Here is a 19,232-nt window from a genome sequence, read left to right on the forward strand (position 1 = left end):
GCAATCACTCGGGGGTGTCTCGACCGTTCTCCTCAACATGGCGGTTCGCCAGTCGGCCGACGCGGGAGATCGGCGCGCGCCACATCGGATACATAACCGGGCCGTCGGGCAGCCGGAGCAGCTCCGGCATGTCCACGTACCCGTGCCGGAGGTAAAGGCGGCGGCTCGCCTCGCTGCCGGCCTCCAGGTAGGCCGGCATCCCCTGGGCGTCGAGCCGCCGGTGGTGCTCCTCCAGCAGCAGGCTGCCGAGACCACGGCCGGTCCGGCCGTCCCGCAGGGCGATGAACGCCAGGTAGTGGTGCGGCTCCTGCGGGTGGAGCTTGTCCATCAGCTGGCCGAGGATGCCGTAGCGTTCGGCGTGTTCCCCGGCGAAGGAGGCGATCGCCTCCTCCTGGTCGGGGATCTCGGGGAACGGCGCGGTGAACCAGACCGCGACCCCGGCGAGCTCACCCGACTCGTGGATCCCGTAGATGTCGCCGTGGTCGAGCGCGTGCGCGGTGTGCATGGCGAAGAACCGCCGCTGGATCGGCAACCGGTCCCGCTCCGGCGGGATGAGCCAACGGGTGATCGCGTCGCGGCTGAACCTGTCGGCGACGATCTCGCCGGCCACGGCCGCGTCCGTCATCCGGGTGATCTCGGCCGTCACTTGGAACCTCCGCTGACGGCCTGCGCGCCCAAGCCGATGTTGGCGTACACCTCGGGCCTGGTCGCCTTCAGCACACGGGCCCACACGCCGCCCAGGATGATCGCGACGACGAAGATGCCGGGCAGGATCCAGCGGATGACTGAGTCGGGCGCGACCCCGAGCGCCGTGTCGAAGTTCATCAGCGTCATGCCGATGATCACGCACAGCGCCAGGGTCGCCAGGCCCGGGGCGACACGCGTCCGCCACACCGTCTCCCCCGAGGGGTTCCGCGCGAAGAACACGATGACCGAGATGGAGGTGATGGCGAGCAGGGTCAGTAGCCCGAGGCCGCCGAAGGTGCCGAACGTGAAGAACAGCTTGGTGACCGGATCGAGGCCGAAGATCGCATAGACGATGATCACGATCAGTCCGAGCGCCGTCTGCAGCACCGATCCGGCGATCGGAGCCGCGGTGCGGGCCGACGTACGGCCGAACATCGAGGGAAGCACGTTCTCGCGGCCCAGGGCGAAGATGTAGCGGGCCGTGGTGTTGTGGAAGGCGATCATGCAGGCCATGCTGCTGGTCACGAACAGCACGGAGCCGATCGTCGAGACGCCGGAGCCCATGTGGGCGGCCGCCTGGTTGAAGATCAGCTCGGTCTGCTGTTCGGACGCCGCCTTGACGATGCCGTCCGGGCCCGTCGGCACCGTCTGCGCCCAGGCGGAGATCGCGTACAGGATCGCGATGATCGCGATGCCCAGGTAGGTGGCGAGGGGCACGGTCCTGTTGCGGTCCCTGCTCTCCTCGGCGAAGACGACCGACGACTCGATTCCGGCGAACCCCGCGACGACGGTGGCGAGCGCGGCGCCGACGCCGGGCACGAACAGGGAACCGGGGTTGAAGCCCTCGAAGCTGACGCCGCTCGCGGCGGGGTGGAGCAGGTCACCGATGTCGAAGACCAGGACGACGGCGATCTCACTGACCAGCAGGACAGAGAGGATCTTGCCGTTGATGTCCACCCGAAGCAGGCCGAGCAGGCCGGTCACCGCCCACGCCACCAGCGCGATCACCCACCATGGGGGCGAGGCGCCGAACCAGTCGAGGAGCAGTGGCTCGGTCGCCGACCCGATGATGCCGTAGAGGCCCAGTTGCAGCGCGTTGTAGGCGAGCAGCGCCACCCACGCGGTCGCCACCCCCTGCGTCCGGCCGAGCCCCTGGGCGGCGTACGCGTAGAACGCGCCCGCGTTCACGACGTGCCGGGCCATCGTCACGTACCCGACGGCGAACAGCGCGAAGATCGCGCCCAGCATCAGGAACGCGAACGGCACGCCGATGACGCCCGTCACCTCGTACGCCGTCGGGACCGAACCCGCGACGACCATCAGCGGCGCCGCCGCGGAGATGACGAAGAAAACGACCGACGGGACGCCGAGCCGATCCTTGGCGAGGGCGCTGGAGACGGCGCTGGGCCGTTGTTGTGTCAGGGACATCCGGAACTCCGTGAGGTGGGGGGGAAGGTGGGTCACCGACGGCTGATGACGGCTTCGCCGACGACGACCTCGGTCTGGACGATGAGTCTCTGCAGTGGCACGGGGAGCAGGGCGGTCGTGGCGGCCGCGAACGCGGCGTCGTGCTCGCGCAGCGCCCGCGCGGCTCCGCCGGTGGCGACGACGAGCCCGTAGAGGACGCAGTCCCTGATCACGGGCGGCTTGCGCCGCTGGATGGCGAGGTTGAGGCGGGCGAGCGGCCAGGCGGCCGTGTTCGCGTCCACGGGGGTCGCGGGCTGCTGTTTCAGCAGGTTCCTCGCCGGGGGGTTGAGCAGCTGCTTGGTGATCATCCTGGCCGTGACGTCGGCGTAGATCGTGCGGGCGAAGAAGTGGAGCCAGGTGACGATCGGGTGGTGCGGTTCGGCGACGACGTGGTCGAGCACGTTCTGGGTGAGCGGATCACCGGTGGCGTTCTTAGTGATCACGTAGAGGCGGTCCCGGCCCGGGGCGAGGTCGAGAGTGACCCGCTCGGCGAGCAGCAACTCGCCGATGACGGCGCCCGCCAGCCCCAGGCTCGCGAGGCGCGGATGGAGCCGCGCCCGGCCCGTCACGTTGTGGTGGATGACGAAAAACAGATCGTCGGCCAACGACGGGCATGAAAGATCACCTTCAGCCACGATCGGCGATCATATAGGCGAATTGTTAATTCTGTCATCGCGGAAAGTCGGAAAATTCTGCTCGATAGGGGGCAGCCGTGCTGCGTCCCTCAACGGGCAGATATGTGCTGGTGCCTTCCCATTTCGGGTGAATGCATTACGTCCTGTTTTGTGGTAAACGACGGATTGTTGGCCAACGCCGGTCGCCGAGAGTGCCTGCGACAGATGGCCGGGCGATCAACCGAGCTGGTCGCCTGTCCGGAGCGACGATCGGCGGCCGGTTCCGCGAGCCCCTATTCGTCATGGCGGGGCCTGCAGGTAGGGCAAGAACCGCGCGAGGTCGCGCGCGAAGTGTGGTGATGGGCATGGTGGTGGCGAAGGTGATTTCGGACGCCGAAATCATCATCATGTGACGGCGTATAATCCGATAATCGCGCTGATTCTCCGCGCCGTGCGGAGAATCGGCCACGCCCAAGGATGTGACGCGAACCGACCGATATTCACATAGCCGGAGCCGCGTTTTCCTTCCGCGGACGCCATGCGGTCAGGCCGGGGTTTCGGCCAGATGTTTCTCGATCGCCTTCGCGACGTACTCGATGCCGGCGGCATTCGCGGGCAGCAGGCCGATCAGGCTGAAGAAGCCGTGCATCTGGCCGTCGAACCGCTTGTGCCGTACCGGGACACCGGCCTCACGCAACCGCGTCGCGTACGCTTCGCCCTCGTCGCGCAGTACGTCGTGCTCCGCTGTGAGCACCACCGCCGGCGGAAGCCCGGAGAGGTTCGCCGCCCGCAGGGGAGAGGCATCGGGGTTCTCCCGCGACACCGCCGTGGGTGCGTAGTGGTCCCAGAACCAGACCATGCTGTCCCGGCTGATCATGAGCTGGTTGGCCGGGATGACCGCGCGCGGAGCGTCGTTCGGGGTCAGAACCCGGATCGGGAACGACCCAACCGCGGTTGTCACCTCGACGTCGTCCACCCGCGCCATCTCCGGGCCTGGGCCGTACATTTCGCCCAGGGCGGCGGTGAGGCCGCGCGCCTCCTCGGGAGTCATCTCGTGCAGGGGTTTGGTCCCGCTTTCCGCCATCTGGGTGAGGAAAGCGATGGTCGCCTCATCGAGGGCCATGAATCACCTCGCTGCGAGGCCGAACGCCAGGTCGACGCCCTCGTCACCCTCGTCCGGCGATGTGATCTGCCTCACGAACGTAAATTGCCTGACGCATCCCGTCAACGCGGCGGGGGCGCAACCGCCCGGCCTTGGGACAGGAGCTCGGTGAGGTGGTCGGCGATGGCGTCGATCGTCGGGTAGTCCCAGGCCAGCGTCGGCTCGACCAGCAGGCCGATGGCCTCTTCGACGTCGACGCACAGGCTGAGCGCGTGGATCGATTCCAGACCGTAGGTGCGGAGCTTGACCCTGGGATCGATCTCAGCAGGTGGCAGCTGGAGGTAGTGAGCTATCCGCTCGGTAAGCCATCGGGGAGTTGGGAACCTGCCTCTGCTCCACGACGGTTTCGCTCCCTGAAGGAACGAACGCGAAAACGGCTGGCTCGGCATGTCGGCGGCTGCCAGACTCACCCCAGTGCGGACGATCATTGAGGACATGGCTCACCGCCTGGTCGAGGTGTCGGGTGTGACGGGGGTGATGCTCGGTGGCAGCCGGGCGCGCGGAGAGCACCGGCCGGAATCGGATTGGGACCTCGGCGTCTACTACCGTGGCGAGATCGATCTGGGTGCCTTGCAGGCGCTGGCCGGACCGGACGTGGAGATTGCCGGGCCCGGCCGCTGGGGACCGTGGGTGAACGGCGGCGCGTGGCTGAAGGTCGATGGCGTGACGGTGGACTGGATCCTGCGGGACCTGGACCGGGTGGAGAAGGTCTGGGCGGACTGCCGCGAGGGCCGATATGAGGTCGGCGTTCAGACAGGCCACCCGCTCGGGTTCTGGTCGCCCTGTTATGTGGGTGAGGTGGCCCTCGGCCAGGTCCTGGCCGATCCGGCCGGCGAGCTGACCCGTCTGCGGCGCCAGGCCGCGGCCTATCCCGAGCCGCTGAGGGAGGCGTTGGTGGCGGGGGCCTGGGAGGCGACGTTCCTCGTCGGTGTTGCGGCCAAGGGCGCGGCGCGCGCCGACCTGCTCTATGTCTCGTTGTGCCTGTCACGGGCCTTCGGCGTGCTGGTGCAGGCGCTCTTCGCGGCGAACCGGCGATGGTGCCTCAACGAGAAGGGGGCGCTGGCCGTCGCGGAGGCGCTGCCGGGTGCGCCGGTGGACTTCGGTGGACGTGTTCGCGGCCTGTTGGGAGCACTGGGCGAGTCGGCGGAGTCGCTGGCGACAGCGGTGACCGAGGCGCAGGCCTTGGTCGACGAAACCCGCGCCACGCTCACCGCGTACCTACGCGACACCGCTGTGACGGACGGATGATCGGGTCTAGCCGACGACGTCGGCCTTCTCGCCGGGAAACGGCCCGTACTCGTCGTGGACGACAGCCATCTGCTCGAACACGGCGTGTGGGCGGCCGTCCGCGGCATCGACGAATCACACATGATCGGAATTGACGTAGGCAAGGGGGTCGGCATCGGGACGGACTGCCACGTTGCCGCCGGAGAGGATGGCGACCACGGGCCCTGCCGGCAGCGTGGCCCGATGGGTGAGGTAGGCGGCGGTCGCCACCGCACCGCTGGGCTCGGCGCGTTCCTCCAGCTCCTGCCACAGGAGGTCGACGGCGGCCCCGATGCTGTCCTCGCTCACGGTCACCATGTCGTCCACGTACCGGCGGATGTGCTCCCAGGCCAGGGCGCCCAGGACCGGAGCGCGCAGACCGTCCGCCCGGGTGCGATAGGTCTGCTGCACCGACCAGGCGGTGCGCCGGCCGGAACGGAAGCTGGCCAGGCCGTCAGCGGCCAGCTCGGGCTCGACGCCGATCACCCTGATCGCCGGGTCGACGGCCTTGGCCGCGACCGCGATCCCGGCCAGCAGGCCACCGTTGCAGACCGGCACCAGGATCGTGGCGGCGCAGGACAGATCCCGGCCGATCTCGGTCCCGACGCTGCCGTGACCGGCGATGATGTCGAAATCGTCGGAGCGGACCACCGTCGCCGCGAGCCGGTCGGCCAGGGCCAGACAGGTGTCCTCACGCAGCGCCGGTGGTGCGATCACCACCTCGGCGTCGAGCCTTCGGGCGGCCGCCACCTTCAGCTCCGGCGCGGTGTCGGGCAGGACCACGGTCGCCCGCAGGCCGTGCTTGCCGGCGGCGTACGCGACGGCCTGGGCGTGGTTGCCGGAGGACTGGGCGATGACGTGCCCGACGCCGCTCTCGGCCAGCCGTCCCACGGCGTTCACCGCACCCCGCACCTTGAACGAGCGGGTGGGTTGCCGGTTCTCAGGTTTGATCCAGAGCCGTTCGCCGGGCAGGTGCAGCAGCGGTGTGCGCCGCACGAACGGCGCGATCTGGGCTGTGGCGGCGCTCACGTCCGCCGGCGTCACCAGGCTCATCCGGTCAGCACCTTTGCCTGGATGGCGTCCAGGTCGGCCTCGGCCTCTGGCGGCGGTGCGGAGTCGGGGACCAGGTCCTCCAAGTGGTGCAGTGGTCGGTATCGCAGCCCGAGCAGGCCCCAGAGCAAGAGAAACACGCCGCTGGCCAGCAGCACCGCCGCCGCCCCCCGGCCCGGGCCGGAGGTGTACGGCTGGGCCCAGTCGGCCAGTGGACCCGCGGCCAGGAAGCCCAGCGGCTGCATGGCCGTGGCCAGCATGACATTGACGGACAGGACCCGACCCTGCAGTTCCGGCCCCACCTTCACCTGGATGATGGACAGCCAGTGCGCGTTGCCGATGCTCATGCAGGCCAGCCGGACGAACAGGCCGACCGCGATCAGCCACACCGCCGGCCACACACCCATCAGCACCACGCCGACCCCGGACCCGACCACGAAGCCGATCATGCCGGTGGCCCGGCGTCGGGTCCCGCCCCACACCAGGATCACCCCGGTGCCCACGGCCGCGCCGAGGCCGCCGACCGCGGTCACCGTACCGAGGGCGGTCGGGGAGCCGATGGCCAGCACGACCGGGGTGACCAGCACCCACATCAGCGCGGTGCAGAAGTTGACCACCGCGAAGTAGACCGCCATCACCAGCAGCGGCCGACGCCGGCGGAGGAACCGCCAGCCACCGGTCAGCGCCGCCCGGAACGTCTCCTCCTGCCGATGGAACAGCCGGTTGGGGAACCGAACCGCCAGCAGGGTCGCCACCCCCACCCCGAACGAGGCCACGTCGATGGCCACCACCGCGGACAGCCCGAATACGCCGATCAACGCGCCACCGGCGAGTGGAGCCACCACGTTGCCGACCCCGAAACCCAGGTTGGCCATGGCGTTGGCCTGGGGCAGGTAGGGCTTGGGCACCAGCTGCGCGATCGCGGCCAGATAGGCGGGCTGCTGGAAGGCGGTGACCAGTGAGGTCACCCCGACGATGAGACACACGTTCCATAACGCCAACCGGTCGGTGGCCAGCAGCAGGACCAACGCCGCCATGGTCAGCCCGGAGACCGCGTCGCAGGCCAGCATGATCCGGCGCCGGTCCACCCGGTCGGCCAGCGCGCCGCCCAAGGGGGTGAGCAGCACGGTCGGGATCTGGGACAGCAACACGACCAGAGCCAGATCCATGATGCGGCCGCTGTTCTGATAGGCCCAGACGCCGAGGGCGAAGGAGCTCAGCGCCGTGCCCACCGCCGAGACGAACTGCCCGCCCGCGACGGCGTAGAAGGGGCGCAGGCCGGCCCGATCGGGCCGGCGCACCGGGTCGGGCAGCCGCCCGGATGCCCAGCGCCGCAGGTGCTCGATCACCAGGGCGGCCAGTGGCTCGGCCTGGTGCCGCAGGAAGTAGTGGCCGGCGCGGGGCAGTACGGCCACCTCGGCCCTGGGCGTGAAGGCCGCCCACTCGGCGTACCGCTCCTGGTGCAGCTCGGTGGCCCGGTCCCGTTCCCCCACCACGCACAGGATCGGGGCGCGCAGCAGCGGTCCCTCACCGGTCAGCTCGCGGCCGAACCACTCCCGCGCCTGGTCGGCGTCATGCCGCATCGCCCGCACCGCGGCGTGTTTGGCGGCCTCGTCCATGTCGTCCAGCAGCCCGCCGGTGGCCCGCAGCGCGTCCCGGAACATCCGGTCGGAGACCCAGCGGTCACCGCGGAAGAGCCGCCGGGCCAGACCGGGCAGCTGGGCAGTGGGGAAGCTGGCGGCCGCGATCACGCCCTGAACGGGGATCCCGTCGGCCTCCAGCCTGCGAGCCAGGGCCACCGCGGGCGCGGAACCCACACAGTGACCGTAGATCGCGATGGGGCCGGACGCGGTCTTGGCCACATCCGCGGCCAAGACCTCCACCAGCTCCTCCAGCGGCAGCGGCATCTCGTCCGGCCGGGCGGGGTCGTGGCCGGGCAACTCCACGGCGAGCACCTCCACCCGCTCGCCCAGGGCCCGCGCCAGCGGTTGGTACACCGCCGCCGACCCGCCGCCGTACGGCACGCACACCAGGGTGAACTCACTGGTGCGACCACCGCCCAGGCGGTGGAGCAGCCCGCCCCCACCAGGAACGCGGTCCCGGTGATCCAGGAACGCGGCCAGCTCGGCGACGGTGGGCCGGGTGAACAGGTCGATCACCCGCAGCCCGCGGCCGATCTCCTTGACCGCGCGCACCGCGGCGAAGGAATCCCCGCCCAGGGCGAAGAAGTCGTCGTGCGCCCCGACCTCGGCCACGTCGAGCACCTTGGCCCAGGCCCGGGCGACCAGCTCCTCGCCGGGCGTGGCGGGCGGCACGAACTCGGCGGCCTCCGGCCGCGGCTCAGGCAGGGCGGCCCGGTCCACCTTCCCGTTCGGGTTGAGCGGAAGCCGGTCGAGTACGACGAGGTGGGCCGGAACCATGTAGTCCGGCAGCCGCTCCCGCAGCGCGGACCGGACCGCCGATGTGTCCACGGTGGACGGTGTCACCCAGGCGGCGAGCTGCCTGGCCTTCCCCTCACCCACCGGCAGTACCACGGCATCGGCGATCTGGGGCAGGGCGCGCAACGCGGTGGTGACCTCGCCCAGCTCAACCCGGTAGCCGCGCACCTTGACCTGATCGTCCACCCGGCCGCGGAACTCCACCTGCCCGTCGGCCGTGACCCGCAGCAGGTCGCCGCTGCGATAGCAGCGCCCCTGCCCGGTCAGCGGATCGGGAACGAACCGCTCCGCGGTCAGCTCGGGCAAACCTATGTAGCCGCGGGTCACCCCCGGGCCGCCGACCACCAGCTCGCCCGGCACCCCGGCCGGCACCGGCCGGATGTGCGCGTCCACCAGGTGCCCGTAGACCCCCGGCAGGGGTCGGCCCAGCGGCACGATCCCGGTCCGGTGCTCGACCGGGATCTCCTCGGTGTCGCAGACCAGGCAGATCATCGTGGACTCGGTATGTCCGTAGTGGCTCTGGATCCGCAGTCCCGGCCGTGCGGCCCTGGCCCGCTCCACCAGGTCCCACGGGCACGCCTCTCCGGCCAGGATCAACAGCTTGCCCGGCAGCACCGCGGTCAGGTCGCCGCCCGATGCCAGCAGCTCCAAGTGGCTGGGCACGCACTTGACCACGTCGACGTGATGCGCGCCCAAGTAGCCGGCGAACGCGGCGGGATCCATGGCGGTCTCCCGCGGCACGAGGTGAACCACCCCTCCGGTGGTCAGGGCGCCGAACACGCAGGTGAGCCCGAAGTCGGCGGCGGGAGTGGACACCACCGCGTACGACCCGCCGGGCACGTCGATCCGCGGCAGCATGCCGCTCAGGTAGCTCGTCACGCCGCGGTGCTCGACGGCGACGGCCTTGGGCGTGCCGGTGGATCCGGAGGTGAAGATCACGTGATGCAGGTGTTCGGGCCGTACGTCGGCCTCCGGCCGGATCCGCGGCAGGGACGGGAGCCGGTCCAGCGTCAGCACCCGGCGGTCCTGACCGATCCGGTCGACGAACTCGGCTGTGGTGATCACGGCCCGCACACCGGCGGCGTCGAGCATGGTGGCGATCCTCGCGGCCGGATAGGCCGGGTCCATGGGCAGGTAGCCGCCGCCCGACTTCTGGATCCCGAACAGGGCGCAGGCCAGGTCGGCCCCCGGTTCCAGAAGGACGCCGACCGGCTCGTCGGCGCCCACCCCGGCGGCCAGCAGCCAGTGGGCGATCCGGTTGGCGTCCGTCTCCAGCTCGGCGTAGGTCAGGCTGCGATCCGCGCCCACCACGGCCGGCGCGTCGGGGGTGGCGTCCACCCAGCGCTCGATCAGCCGGTGCACCGGAGTGCCCGCCGTGGATGGCAGCGGCTCACCGGCCAGGATCGGGTCGGTCACGGGCTCCAGCGGCACCGCGCCAACAGGGGTGTCCAGGTCGGCCAGCATCCCGTCCAGCAGAGTCAGGTACCACCGGGTGAGCCGGGCCGCGGTGGCCGCCCCGAACAGGTCGGTGCGGTAGCCGAGCTCGCCGCGCAGCGGCAGGCCGGGCCCATTGTCGATCACGTGCCAGTTCAGGTCGAACTTCGCCGTCTGTTCGGGCAGGTGGATCTCGGCCACCTCCAGGCCGGGCAGCTTCGGCCGGCCCGCGTCGGCGAAGTAGTTCAACATCACCTGGAACAGAGGGGTCGCGGCCAGGTTCCGCTCCGGCCGCAGCCGGTCCACCACCCGGTCGAACGGCGCACTCGCGTGGGCGAAGGCGCCCAGCGCGGCCTCTCGGACCCGGGCCAGCAGTTCGTGGCCGGTCGGTTCGCCGCCCACATCGGTCCGCACCACCACCGTGTTGAGGAAGCAGCCCACCACGCCCTCGGTGTCAGGGTGGTCCCGGCCGGCGACCGGCACGCCGATCGCGATGTCGGTGCCTGCCGACAGCTGGCCCAGCAAGGCCTGCAGGCCCGCCAGCAGCACGATGAACGGCGTCGCCCGGTAGGCGGTGGCCACCGCCCGGACCCGCTCGCTCAGCTCAGCGGGCAGCTCCAGGTCCACCGAGGCGCCGCCCGGCTCGGCCACCGGGGGGCGCGGCCGGTCGGTGGGCAGATCCAGCACCGGCGGCAGGCCGTGCAACTGCTCGGCCCACCAATCCAGCTCGGCCAGGTCGGGGACCGGTGCCACCTCCGCGTACTGGGCCGGGGGCGGCTCCGGCGACGGGCCCAGGCCGAGCCGGGCCGCGTACAGCGCGGACAGCTCGGACAGCAGCAGTCCACGGGTCCAGGCGTCGGTGGCGATGTGGTGGAAGGTGAGCGAGAGCACGTGCTCCTCGCCGTCGACCGTGAGCAGCACCGCCCTCATCGGCGGCTCCCGGTCCAGCGCGAACGGTGTCGCCAGGTGCGCTGCCACCGCGTCCTCGACCCGTGACCGGTCGATGTCCACTGTGGACACCGGTACCTCTCCGGCCGGCCGCACCACCGAAACCGGCTGGGCGCCGGAGTCATCGATCACGCTGCGCAGCACGTGATGCCGCTCGGCCAGGTCGCGTACCGCGCCCAGCAACGCCTCCACCTGGAGCGGCCCGTGCAGACGCAGCGCCAGCGGCACGTTGTACGCCGTGCTCTCCGGCTCCAGCTGTGCCAGGAACCACAGCCGGGCCTGCACCCCGGACAGCGCGGCCGGCCCGTCCGTCCGCTCCCGCTGTGCCCTGGCCGTCGAACCCGGGCGGGGGAGGGCGGCGGCCAGGTCGGCGAGCACCGGATGCTCGAACAGCAGCCGCACCGGAACCGGCGCGCCCAGCCGTTCCCGCAGCCGGCCGACAGCCCGGGTCGCGGCGAAGGAATGCCCGCCCAGGGCGAAGAAGTCGTCGTCCGCCCACACCTGCGGCAGGTCCAACACCTCGGCCCAGACCTCGCCGACCAGACGCTCCTGCGGCGTGCCCAGCGGCACCCGCACCGCCGGGCCGGCCTCGGGAACCGGCAGCGCCGCCCGGTCCACCTTGCCGTTCGGGGTCAGCGGCAACACCTCCAGCGCACCGATCGCGGACGGCACCATGTAGTCGGGCAGCCGCTCCCGCAGCGCGGCCCGTACCTGCGCCGTGTCCACGGTGGAAGGTGTCACCCAGGCGGCGAGGCGGCGCCGCGCCCCGGCGTCTACCGGCTGCACGAAGGCCTCCGCCACCTGCGGAAGGGCCCGCAGCGCCGCGGTGACCTCACCGAGTTCCACCCGGAACCCGCGTACCTTCACCTGGTCGTCGATCCGGCCCAGGAACTCCACCAGCCCGGCCGGGGTCACCCGCGCCCGATCCCCGGTGTGGTACCAGCCGCCCACGAACCGCTGCCCGGTCATGTCGGGTCGGCCCAGGTAGCCGCGGGCCAGGCTGGGCCCGCCGATCCACAGCTCTCCCGGCACGCCGGGCGGCAGCGACCTCCCGGAGGGGTCCACGATCCGACAGCGCACGTTGGACAGCGGCCGACCCAGCGGCACCACACCGGGTGCCACCTCGGTCACATCGCAGGCCAGCACCGACACGGTGGTTTCGGTGGGCCCGTAGTGGATCTGCACCGCCAGGTCAGGCCGCGCCGCCCGGATCCGCTCCACCAGATCCGATGGCACGGCCTCACCGGCCAGGATCAGCAGTTTCCGGGGCAGAGCGCTCACGCCCAGCAGTTCCAGCTGGCTCGGCACCATCTTGACCGCGTCCACCGGATGCGCGGCCAGATAGGCGGCGTACGCGACCGGGTCGGTGGCCGTCTCCTGGTCGATCAGGTGCAGGGTGGCGCCCGATGTCAGCGCGCACAGCACGTTGGTCAGACCCAGGTCGGCCGCGGCCGTGGACACCAGGGCGAAGGAGGCCATCCCGGCGGGGATCCGTTCGGCCACCGCGCCCAGGTAGTGGGTGATCTGCCGGTGTTCGACCGCGACCCCCTTGGGCGCCCCGGTGGAGCCGGAGGTGTAGATCACGTACGCCAGGTGATCGGACGGCACGGCCACGTCCGGGCGATGCCCGGATTCCCCCACGGTGGCGGCGATCTCGGACTCGGTGAGAACGATCCGAACGTCGGCGTCGGCCAGGATGGCCTCGGTCCGCCGCGCCGGGTAGACGGGGTCCAGCGGCAGGTAGGCCGCACCGGCCTTGAGCACCCCCAGCAGGGCGATCACCAGCTCCGGCCGCCGCTCCAGCAGCACCCCGACCGGCTCCTGCGGCCGCACCCCGCGGGCCAACAGCCAGTGCGCCACCTGGTTGGCCCGCCGGTCCAGCTCCGCATAGCTGAGCGAAGCGACCGCGGTCGCGTCGGGATTGTCATCGGCCGCCCGCTCGACCAGCGCGTGCAACGGCACGTCCGTCGGCAGGTCCCTGGCCGGGCCGCGCAGATCGGGGCCGGCGGGCAGCCGGACCGGCGCGCCCGGATCGGCGAGCATCCCCTCCAGCAGCGCCAGATACCAGTGCACCAGTTGCCGTGCCGTGGCCTCCTCGAACAGGTCGGTCCGGTAGCGAAGTTCGCCGACGAACCGGCTCCCGTCGTCGCCGAGCGTCAGGTTCAGGTCGAACTTGGCCGTCGGCGACGGCAACGGTTCGGCCCGGACGTCCACCCCGGGCAGGCTCACCGGCGCGCCGGCGTCGTACACGTTCAGCATCACCTGGAACAGCGGGGTGACGGACAGGTTCCGCTCCGGTCGCAGCCGCTCCACGATCCGCTCGAACGGCGTACGGGCGTGGGCGAACGCGTCCAGCGCGGCCGTACGGGCCCTGGCCAGCAGTTCGGCGCCGGTGGGGTCGCCAGAGGTGTCGGTGCGTACCACCAAGGTGTTGATGAAACAGCCCACCACCCGCTCGGTGTCCGGGTGATGCCGGCCGGCGTGCGGTACCCCGACGGCGATGTCGTCGTTGCCGGACAGGCGGGACAGCAGCGCCTGCAGGCCGGCCAGGAACACCATGAACGGCGTGGAGCCCGCCACCGCGCGCACCTTGGCGGACAGGGACTCGGGTACCTCGACCTCGATCGCGGCCCCCTGCCAGGTGGGGACGGCCGGGCGGGGGCGGGCGGTGGGCAGGTCCAGCACCGGTGGCAGGCCGGCCAGGTGCCGCGTCCACCAGTCCAGGTCGACCTCGGGCTGCTCGGCCTCCCAAGCGGCTACGTCGGCGTACTGCAGGGCCGGGGGTTCCGGCTGGGGCGCCAGGCCGAGCCGGGCGGCGTACAGGGCCGAGAGGTCATGAAACAGCAGCCGTTCCGACCAGGCGTCGGTGGCGATGTGGTGCAGGGTCAGCGCGAGTACGCACTCGTTCTCGCCGAGGCGGAACACCGTGGCCCGCATGGGCGGCTCGGCATCCAACCGGAACGGGCGCCAGGCATGGTCGGCCAGCTCCCGCTCCAGGGCCGCGGGGTCCACATCCACCACGGAGACGGGCACGCCGTCGTTCTGGCGTACCCTCGCTCCGTCGATGACGCCGCGCAGAATCCAGTGCCGGTCGGCCAGCTCGCGCACCGCGGCGGCGAGGGCGGCGACGTCCACCGGCCCGCTCAGCCGCAGTGCGAGCGGCACGTTGTAAGCGGGGGTGTCCGGCTCCAACTGGGCCAGGAACCACAGCCGTTCCTGGGCCGCGGACAACGGCATGTCCACAAGGGAGAGTGCCGGAATACGTGTGGTGCCGGGGGTTTGGGCCGCGGCATGGGCAGCGGCGAACCGGGACCGGACCAACTCGGCGATCCGGTCCTGACGAACCTCGGTCATGCGTCGCTCCCGTCCATCAGTTCGGCGACCAACAGTTCTTCCAGCCCGGCGGCGAAGTCGGCGAGTACCGGTCGCTCGAACAGCAGCCACACCGGAACGGCCAGCCCCAACGTCTCCCGGAGCCGGCCGACCATGCGGGTCGCGGCGAAGGAATGCCCACCCAGGGCGAAGAAGTCGTCGTCAGCCCAGATGGTGGAACGCTCCAGCACGGCGGTCCAGATGGTGGCGACCAGGCGTTCCGGGTCGGTGCGGGGCGCCACCCGTTCGGCGTTCGGGTCGTCGACCGGCTCGGGCAGGGCTTCTCGATCCACCTTGCCGCTGGGCAGGGAGGGAAGAGCCGGCAGTGCGATCCACCGCCGGGGCACCATGTGGGCGGGCAGCCGCGACCGGACGTGCCGCTCGACCGCGGCCAGGTCGGTCGTCTCCGGCGCGACGTAGCCGACCAGGTGCGCCTGGGCGCCCGAGCCGACCACGGTCACCGCCCCGTCGGCCACCTCGTGCAGCACTGTCTCGATTTCGCCCAGCTCGATCCGGTATCCGCGTACCTTGACCTGGTGGTCCCTGCGGCCGTGGAACTCGAGCGTCCCGTCCGGCCGCCACCGCACCAGGTCCCCGGTCCGGTAACACCGGCCACCGGGAACGAACGGGTCGTCGACGAACGCGGTCGCGGTCAGGTCGGGTCGGCCCCGGTAGCCCCGGGCGATACCGGTGCCGCCCAAGAGCAGCTCGCCCACCGCGCCCGGCGGCACCAGCCGCAGCTCGGAGTCGACCACGTAGGCTCGTTCCCCCGGCATCGGCAGCCCGATCGGCACCCGGCCCGCCTCGTACGCGCGGACCCGGTGCAGGGTCGAGGTGACAGTGGCCTCGGTGGGGCCGTAGGCGTTCCACAGCTCGCCGACCCGGGGCAGGATCTGCTCGGCCAGCGCCGGATCCAGGACCTCCCCGCCGACGACGGCCCGCAGCGCCGGGTCGCCGGCCCAGCCGGCGGCCAGCAGCATCCGGTACGTGGTGGGCACCAGGTCGACCACCGTGGCCTTACTCGTCACGATCAGCTCGGTCAGCGCGTGCCCGTCCACGGCCGTGGCCCGGTCCACCACCACGCAGGCGCCGCCACGGGCCAGAACGCTCCACAGCTCGGACGCGGAGGCGTCAAAGGTCAAAGGAGCCACGGCCGGCTGGACATCCCGCGGCCCCAGCTTCAGCGCGGCAGCCATCCCGGCCACGAGTGCGGCCAGGTTGCCGTGGGAGACCTCCACCCCCTTGGGCGTCCCCGTGGAGCCGGAGGTGTAGAGCACATACGCCAGATCCCCGGCCCGGACCGCGGGCAGCTCCCCCTGTCCGTCGTGGACCATCGCCAGGCGGTCCAGGTCCAGGGTGGGCAGTCCAGGAACGGCCACACCGCCGCGGGTGAGCACCACCCGCGCCCCGGCGTCCTCGGCCAGCCAGCGCAGTCGCTCGGCCGGGTGCTCCGGATCCAACGGTAGATACGCCGCGCCGGCCCGCCACACCGCCAGCAGGACCGCCGGCATCAGGTGGTCGCGCGGCAGGCAGACCCCGACCACCTCACCCCGCGCGACCCCGTGTTCCAGCAGCGCCGCCGCCACCCGGTCGGCCCAGTCGTTCAGTTCGGCGTAGCTGAGCGAGGTCCCGTCCGGACCGACCACGGCGGTCCCGTCGGTGTGGACCGCCAGCGCCTGCGGCACCGTCTCCGGAACCTCCCGCGGCTCCGGCCCGGCCGCGGCGGCCAGCAGGAGGGCACGCTCGCCCGGGGTGACCAGCTCGAACGCCGACAGCGGCCGGTCCGGGTCAGCCAGCGCACACCGCAGCAGCCACGTCAGCCTGTCCAGGTACGCCTCGGCCTGTGCCGGATCGAGATGGGCGTAGGCGTACTCCAGTTGCAGCTCGGTGCCGGCCACGGTCCGGTTGACGAGCACGCTGCGCTCGTGGACCGCGGCGCCCGAACCCAGTTCGGTGAGCAGCTCCAGGTCGCCCATGCGCACCGGCACCTCGGCGTGTTGTACGGCCAGCAGCACCGGGGCGCGGGGCAGGTCGGCGGACGGGATCTCCTGGTGGACGAGTGCCCGCGTGGTCGCGTCGGCGGCCTGCCGGACCAGGTCCCGGAAGGTCAGCGCGCCGACCGGCCGCAGCCGCACCGGCACGGTGTCCACCAGCGGGCCGATGGCCTCGGTCAGCTCCGGGCGGGCCCGCCGTGCCGCGACTGCCCCGACCAGCGTGTCGGGCTCACCGCCGGCCAGGGCCAGACCGGCCAGGTACACCGCGAACGGGGTGGCACCGCAGTCCTGGGCCAGGGCGGTCACGCCAGTCACGAATTCCTCGGACAGCGGCCGGATGGCCCTGCCCGCCGTCAGGTCCGCGGGTGGCGGGTCCGCCACCGGCGCGCCGGCCAGCTCGGCCTGCCAGTACTCCCGCAGCCGCACCAGATCCGGCTGTTCCAGCTGCTGCACGGCCACATCGCCGACCTGGACCACCGGCCCGGGGACCGGCTCGCCGCCCAGCTCGGCGGCCAGCTCGCCCATCAGTACCCCGACCGATCCGCCGTCGAAGGCGATGTGGTCCACCACGACCACCAGCTCGGCCTCGGTATCGCCCAGCCAGCACAGGTCGGCCCGCAGCAGCGGCACCTCACTCGTCATGTCGAACACGTGTGCCGCCGCGGTCCTGGCCACCTTGTCCGGGTCCTCTCCCACGGCGTGCTCGACCAGGGGAACGGTGGTCGGCGGGTGCACCACGGCGTACGGCACGCCGTCCTCGTCGACGGCGACCGTGCTGCGCAGCACCTCGTGCCGACGTACGACCGCATCCAGGGCCGTCCTCAGCAGCGCGGCCTCGGGGAGGTCGCGCACGCGCAGCCGGATCCCCAGCGTGGTGACCGGGCTGTGCGGGTGGAGCTGCCTCAGGGTCCAGAACTGGCGCTGCATTTCGGTGAGCGGATACCGGGTCCGCCCGTCATGCCGCGTCAGCCCCGGTCCGGCCTGGCGTATCCGGGTGGCCAGGCCGGCCGCGGTGGGGGCGGACAGGAATGCCGCAAGGGGCACGCTGTGCCCCAGCCGACGGGATAGCTCGATGACCACCCTGGCGGCGGACAGAGAGTGCCCGCCCAGGTCGGTGAATCGATCGTGTACGCCGACCTGCGGCAGGCCCAGCACGTCGGCGATCACCTCGGCCACCAGGCGTTCGTCGTCGGTGCGGGGCGCGACCGGTGCCGCACCGGCTGACCTGGAGGCGCCGAGCTCGGGTAGAGCCGCCCGGTCCACCTTGCCGGTGGGGGCGAGCGCAAGCTCCTCGACCACGCCGATCCGGGTCGGCACCAGGTGATCGGGCAGCCGGGCGCGCAGCCAGTCCCGCAGCTCCGGCTCGCTCACTCCGGACGCCGCCACGTGGCCGACCAGATAGGCGATCCCGTCGTCGTCGGTCGCGGCCAGCACGATGGCCCGGCGTACCTCGGGATGGCGGGCCAGGGCGGCCTCCACCTCGCCCAGCTCCACCCGGTAGCCGCGGATCTTGACCTGGTCATCGGCCCGGCCGGCGAAGCGCAGCTCGCCGTCCACTCGGCGGACCAGATCTCCGCTGCGGTAGACGCGGCTGCCGTCCGGCTCGGTGCGGAAGGCGGGCGACTCACGCCCCAGGTAGCCGCGGGTCACCCCCGGTCCGCCGATCCACAACTCGCCGAGCTCTCCGTCCGGGACGGGGTTTCCGCCCTCATCGCGCACCGACAGCAATGCACCGGCCATCGGTTCACCCAAGGGCGGCTCATCCTCGTAGTCCCGGCCCACCTCGATGGCGGCGCAGGCGGTGGTGCACTCGGTCGGGCCGTACAGATTCAGCACCCGACGCACTCCGGGGTTGGCGTAGATCCGCCGTACCAGGGCACCGGTCAGTGGCTCGCCGCCGGAGAACACCGCGCGCACCCCGCTCGGCAGTGGCTCGCGCAGCAACACCGACAGCGCGGAGGGGACCCCGTAGACCGTGGTCACCTCCTCCCTGGCCGGCAGGCTCGGCAGCGCGAGCAGGTTGTCGGCCAGGATCACCGTTCCACCGGCGACCAGCGGCACGAAGAGTTGGGTGATCGACGCGTCGAAACAGATCGAGGAGCCGGCCAGCATGCCGCCCAGTTCCTCGGCGGTGTACGCCGACGCCTCCCAGCGCACCAGGTTCAGGGTGTTGCGGTGCTCCACCACGACGCCCTTGGGCGTTCCGGTGGAGCCGGAGGTGTAGATGACATACGCCGCATCGCTCGGATCTCCGGCCACATGGGGCGCCCCGTCGCCCGGCACCACGTCGTCGACGAGGATGGCCTCGGCACCGGTCAGGATGGCGGTCCGGCGCAGCGCGGCCGAGGTGATCACAGCGGCCACGGCGGAATCCTCGGCCATGAACCGTAACCGCTCGGCCGGGTAGGCAGGGTCCAGCGGCACATAGGCCGCTCCCGCCTTCCACACCCCCGCGAGCGCGGGAATCAGCCACTCGTCGCGATCCAGGCAGACGCCGACCAGTTGGCCGCGCCCGATGCCCCGTTCGGCCAGGGTGCGGGCGATGTCGTCGGCTCTGCGGTCCAACTCGGCGTAGCTGAGCCGGCTGGTGCCCGCCACGACGGCGATGCGGTCCGGGGTCCGCCGGCTCTGGACCTCTATCGCTTCGTGGACGCGACCTGGTGCCTCTAACCTCAGCCCATCGCCCCCGTGTCCGTCTTGCCGCTCGGTCGGGTTCGGTCCACCCTGCCGCCCCGTCGTACCCGGCTCGACGCGTGTCACATAAACGGACAATTCGTCCTCTTTCCCCCGTCAAGATTGC

9 protein-coding genes are annotated in these 19,232 nt (G+C 71.6%); 1 reads left to right on the top strand and 8 read right to left on the bottom strand.

All coding sequences use genetic code 11. The annotated features are described in order from the left end of the window. Nucleotides 1-4: 4 nt before the first annotated feature. The 5 genes from QSK17_RS15585 to QSK17_RS15605 form a co-directional block, all read right to left on the bottom strand. Nucleotides 5-646 carry a GNAT family N-acetyltransferase gene (locus tag QSK17_RS15585; RefSeq protein WP_285705455.1) on the bottom strand — a complete coding sequence of 214 codons (642 nt, stop codon included), beginning with the start codon at nucleotides 644-646 and terminating at the stop codon, nucleotides 5-7. Beyond that, complete coding sequence (locus QSK17_RS15590) at nucleotides 643-2,115, bottom strand: APC family permease (protein WP_285705456.1); 1,473 nt, start codon at nucleotides 2,113-2,115, stop codon at nucleotides 643-645. Before QSK17_RS15590 ends, QSK17_RS15585 begins: the two co-directional genes overlap by 4 nt. Before the next feature lie 32 nt (nucleotides 2,116-2,147). Beyond that, nucleotides 2,148-2,789: a GOLPH3/VPS74 family protein gene (locus QSK17_RS15595; RefSeq protein WP_285705457.1), complete on the bottom strand. Its 642-nt coding sequence runs from the start codon at nucleotides 2,787-2,789 to the stop codon at nucleotides 2,148-2,150. Nucleotides 2,790-3,312: 523 nt separating this feature from the next. Beyond that, nucleotides 3,313-3,891, bottom strand: a complete 579-nt coding sequence (locus QSK17_RS15600; RefSeq protein WP_285705458.1) for an alpha/beta hydrolase fold domain-containing protein — start codon at nucleotides 3,889-3,891, stop codon at nucleotides 3,313-3,315. Between the two features lie 101 nt (nucleotides 3,892-3,992). Beyond that, nucleotides 3,993-4,340, bottom strand: coding sequence for an acyl carrier protein (locus tag QSK17_RS15605; RefSeq protein ID WP_285705460.1), 348 nt, complete (start codon nucleotides 4,338-4,340; stop codon nucleotides 3,993-3,995). A gap of 4 nt (nucleotides 4,341-4,344) precedes the next feature. Here QSK17_RS15605 and QSK17_RS15610 point away from each other — a divergent pair, with 4 nt between their 5' ends. Further along, entirely contained in the window at nucleotides 4,345-5,178 is an 834-nt protein-coding gene (locus tag QSK17_RS15610) for a DUF4037 domain-containing protein (protein WP_285705461.1), read from the top strand. A gap of 114 nt (nucleotides 5,179-5,292) precedes the next feature. Here the strand turns inward: QSK17_RS15610 and QSK17_RS15615 are convergent, their stop codons facing one another. The 3 genes from QSK17_RS15615 to QSK17_RS15625 are packed head-to-tail and all read right to left on the bottom strand — an operon-like array spanning nucleotide 5,293 to nucleotide 19,192. Beyond that, the gene (locus QSK17_RS15615; RefSeq protein ID WP_285705463.1) at nucleotides 5,293-6,249 is read right to left on the bottom strand and encodes a threonine ammonia-lyase; all 957 of its coding nucleotides are present in this window, start codon (nucleotides 6,247-6,249) and stop codon (nucleotides 5,293-5,295) included. After that, the gene (locus QSK17_RS15620; protein WP_285705464.1) at nucleotides 6,246-14,420 is read right to left on the bottom strand and encodes a non-ribosomal peptide synthetase/MFS transporter; all 8,175 of its coding nucleotides are present in this window, start codon (nucleotides 14,418-14,420) and stop codon (nucleotides 6,246-6,248) included. Before QSK17_RS15620 ends, QSK17_RS15615 begins: the two co-directional genes overlap by 4 nt. After that, a complete protein-coding gene (locus QSK17_RS15625; RefSeq protein WP_285705465.1) occupies nucleotides 14,417-19,192 on the bottom strand; it encodes a non-ribosomal peptide synthetase in 4,776 nt (1,591 codons plus the stop codon). Before QSK17_RS15625 ends, QSK17_RS15620 begins: the two co-directional genes overlap by 4 nt. Between the last annotated feature and the right edge of the window lie 40 nt (nucleotides 19,193-19,232).

It is taken from the genome of Microtetraspora sp. NBRC 16547 (assembly GCF_030268965.1).
GTDB lineage: Bacteria > Actinomycetota > Actinomycetes > Streptosporangiales > Streptosporangiaceae > Microtetraspora.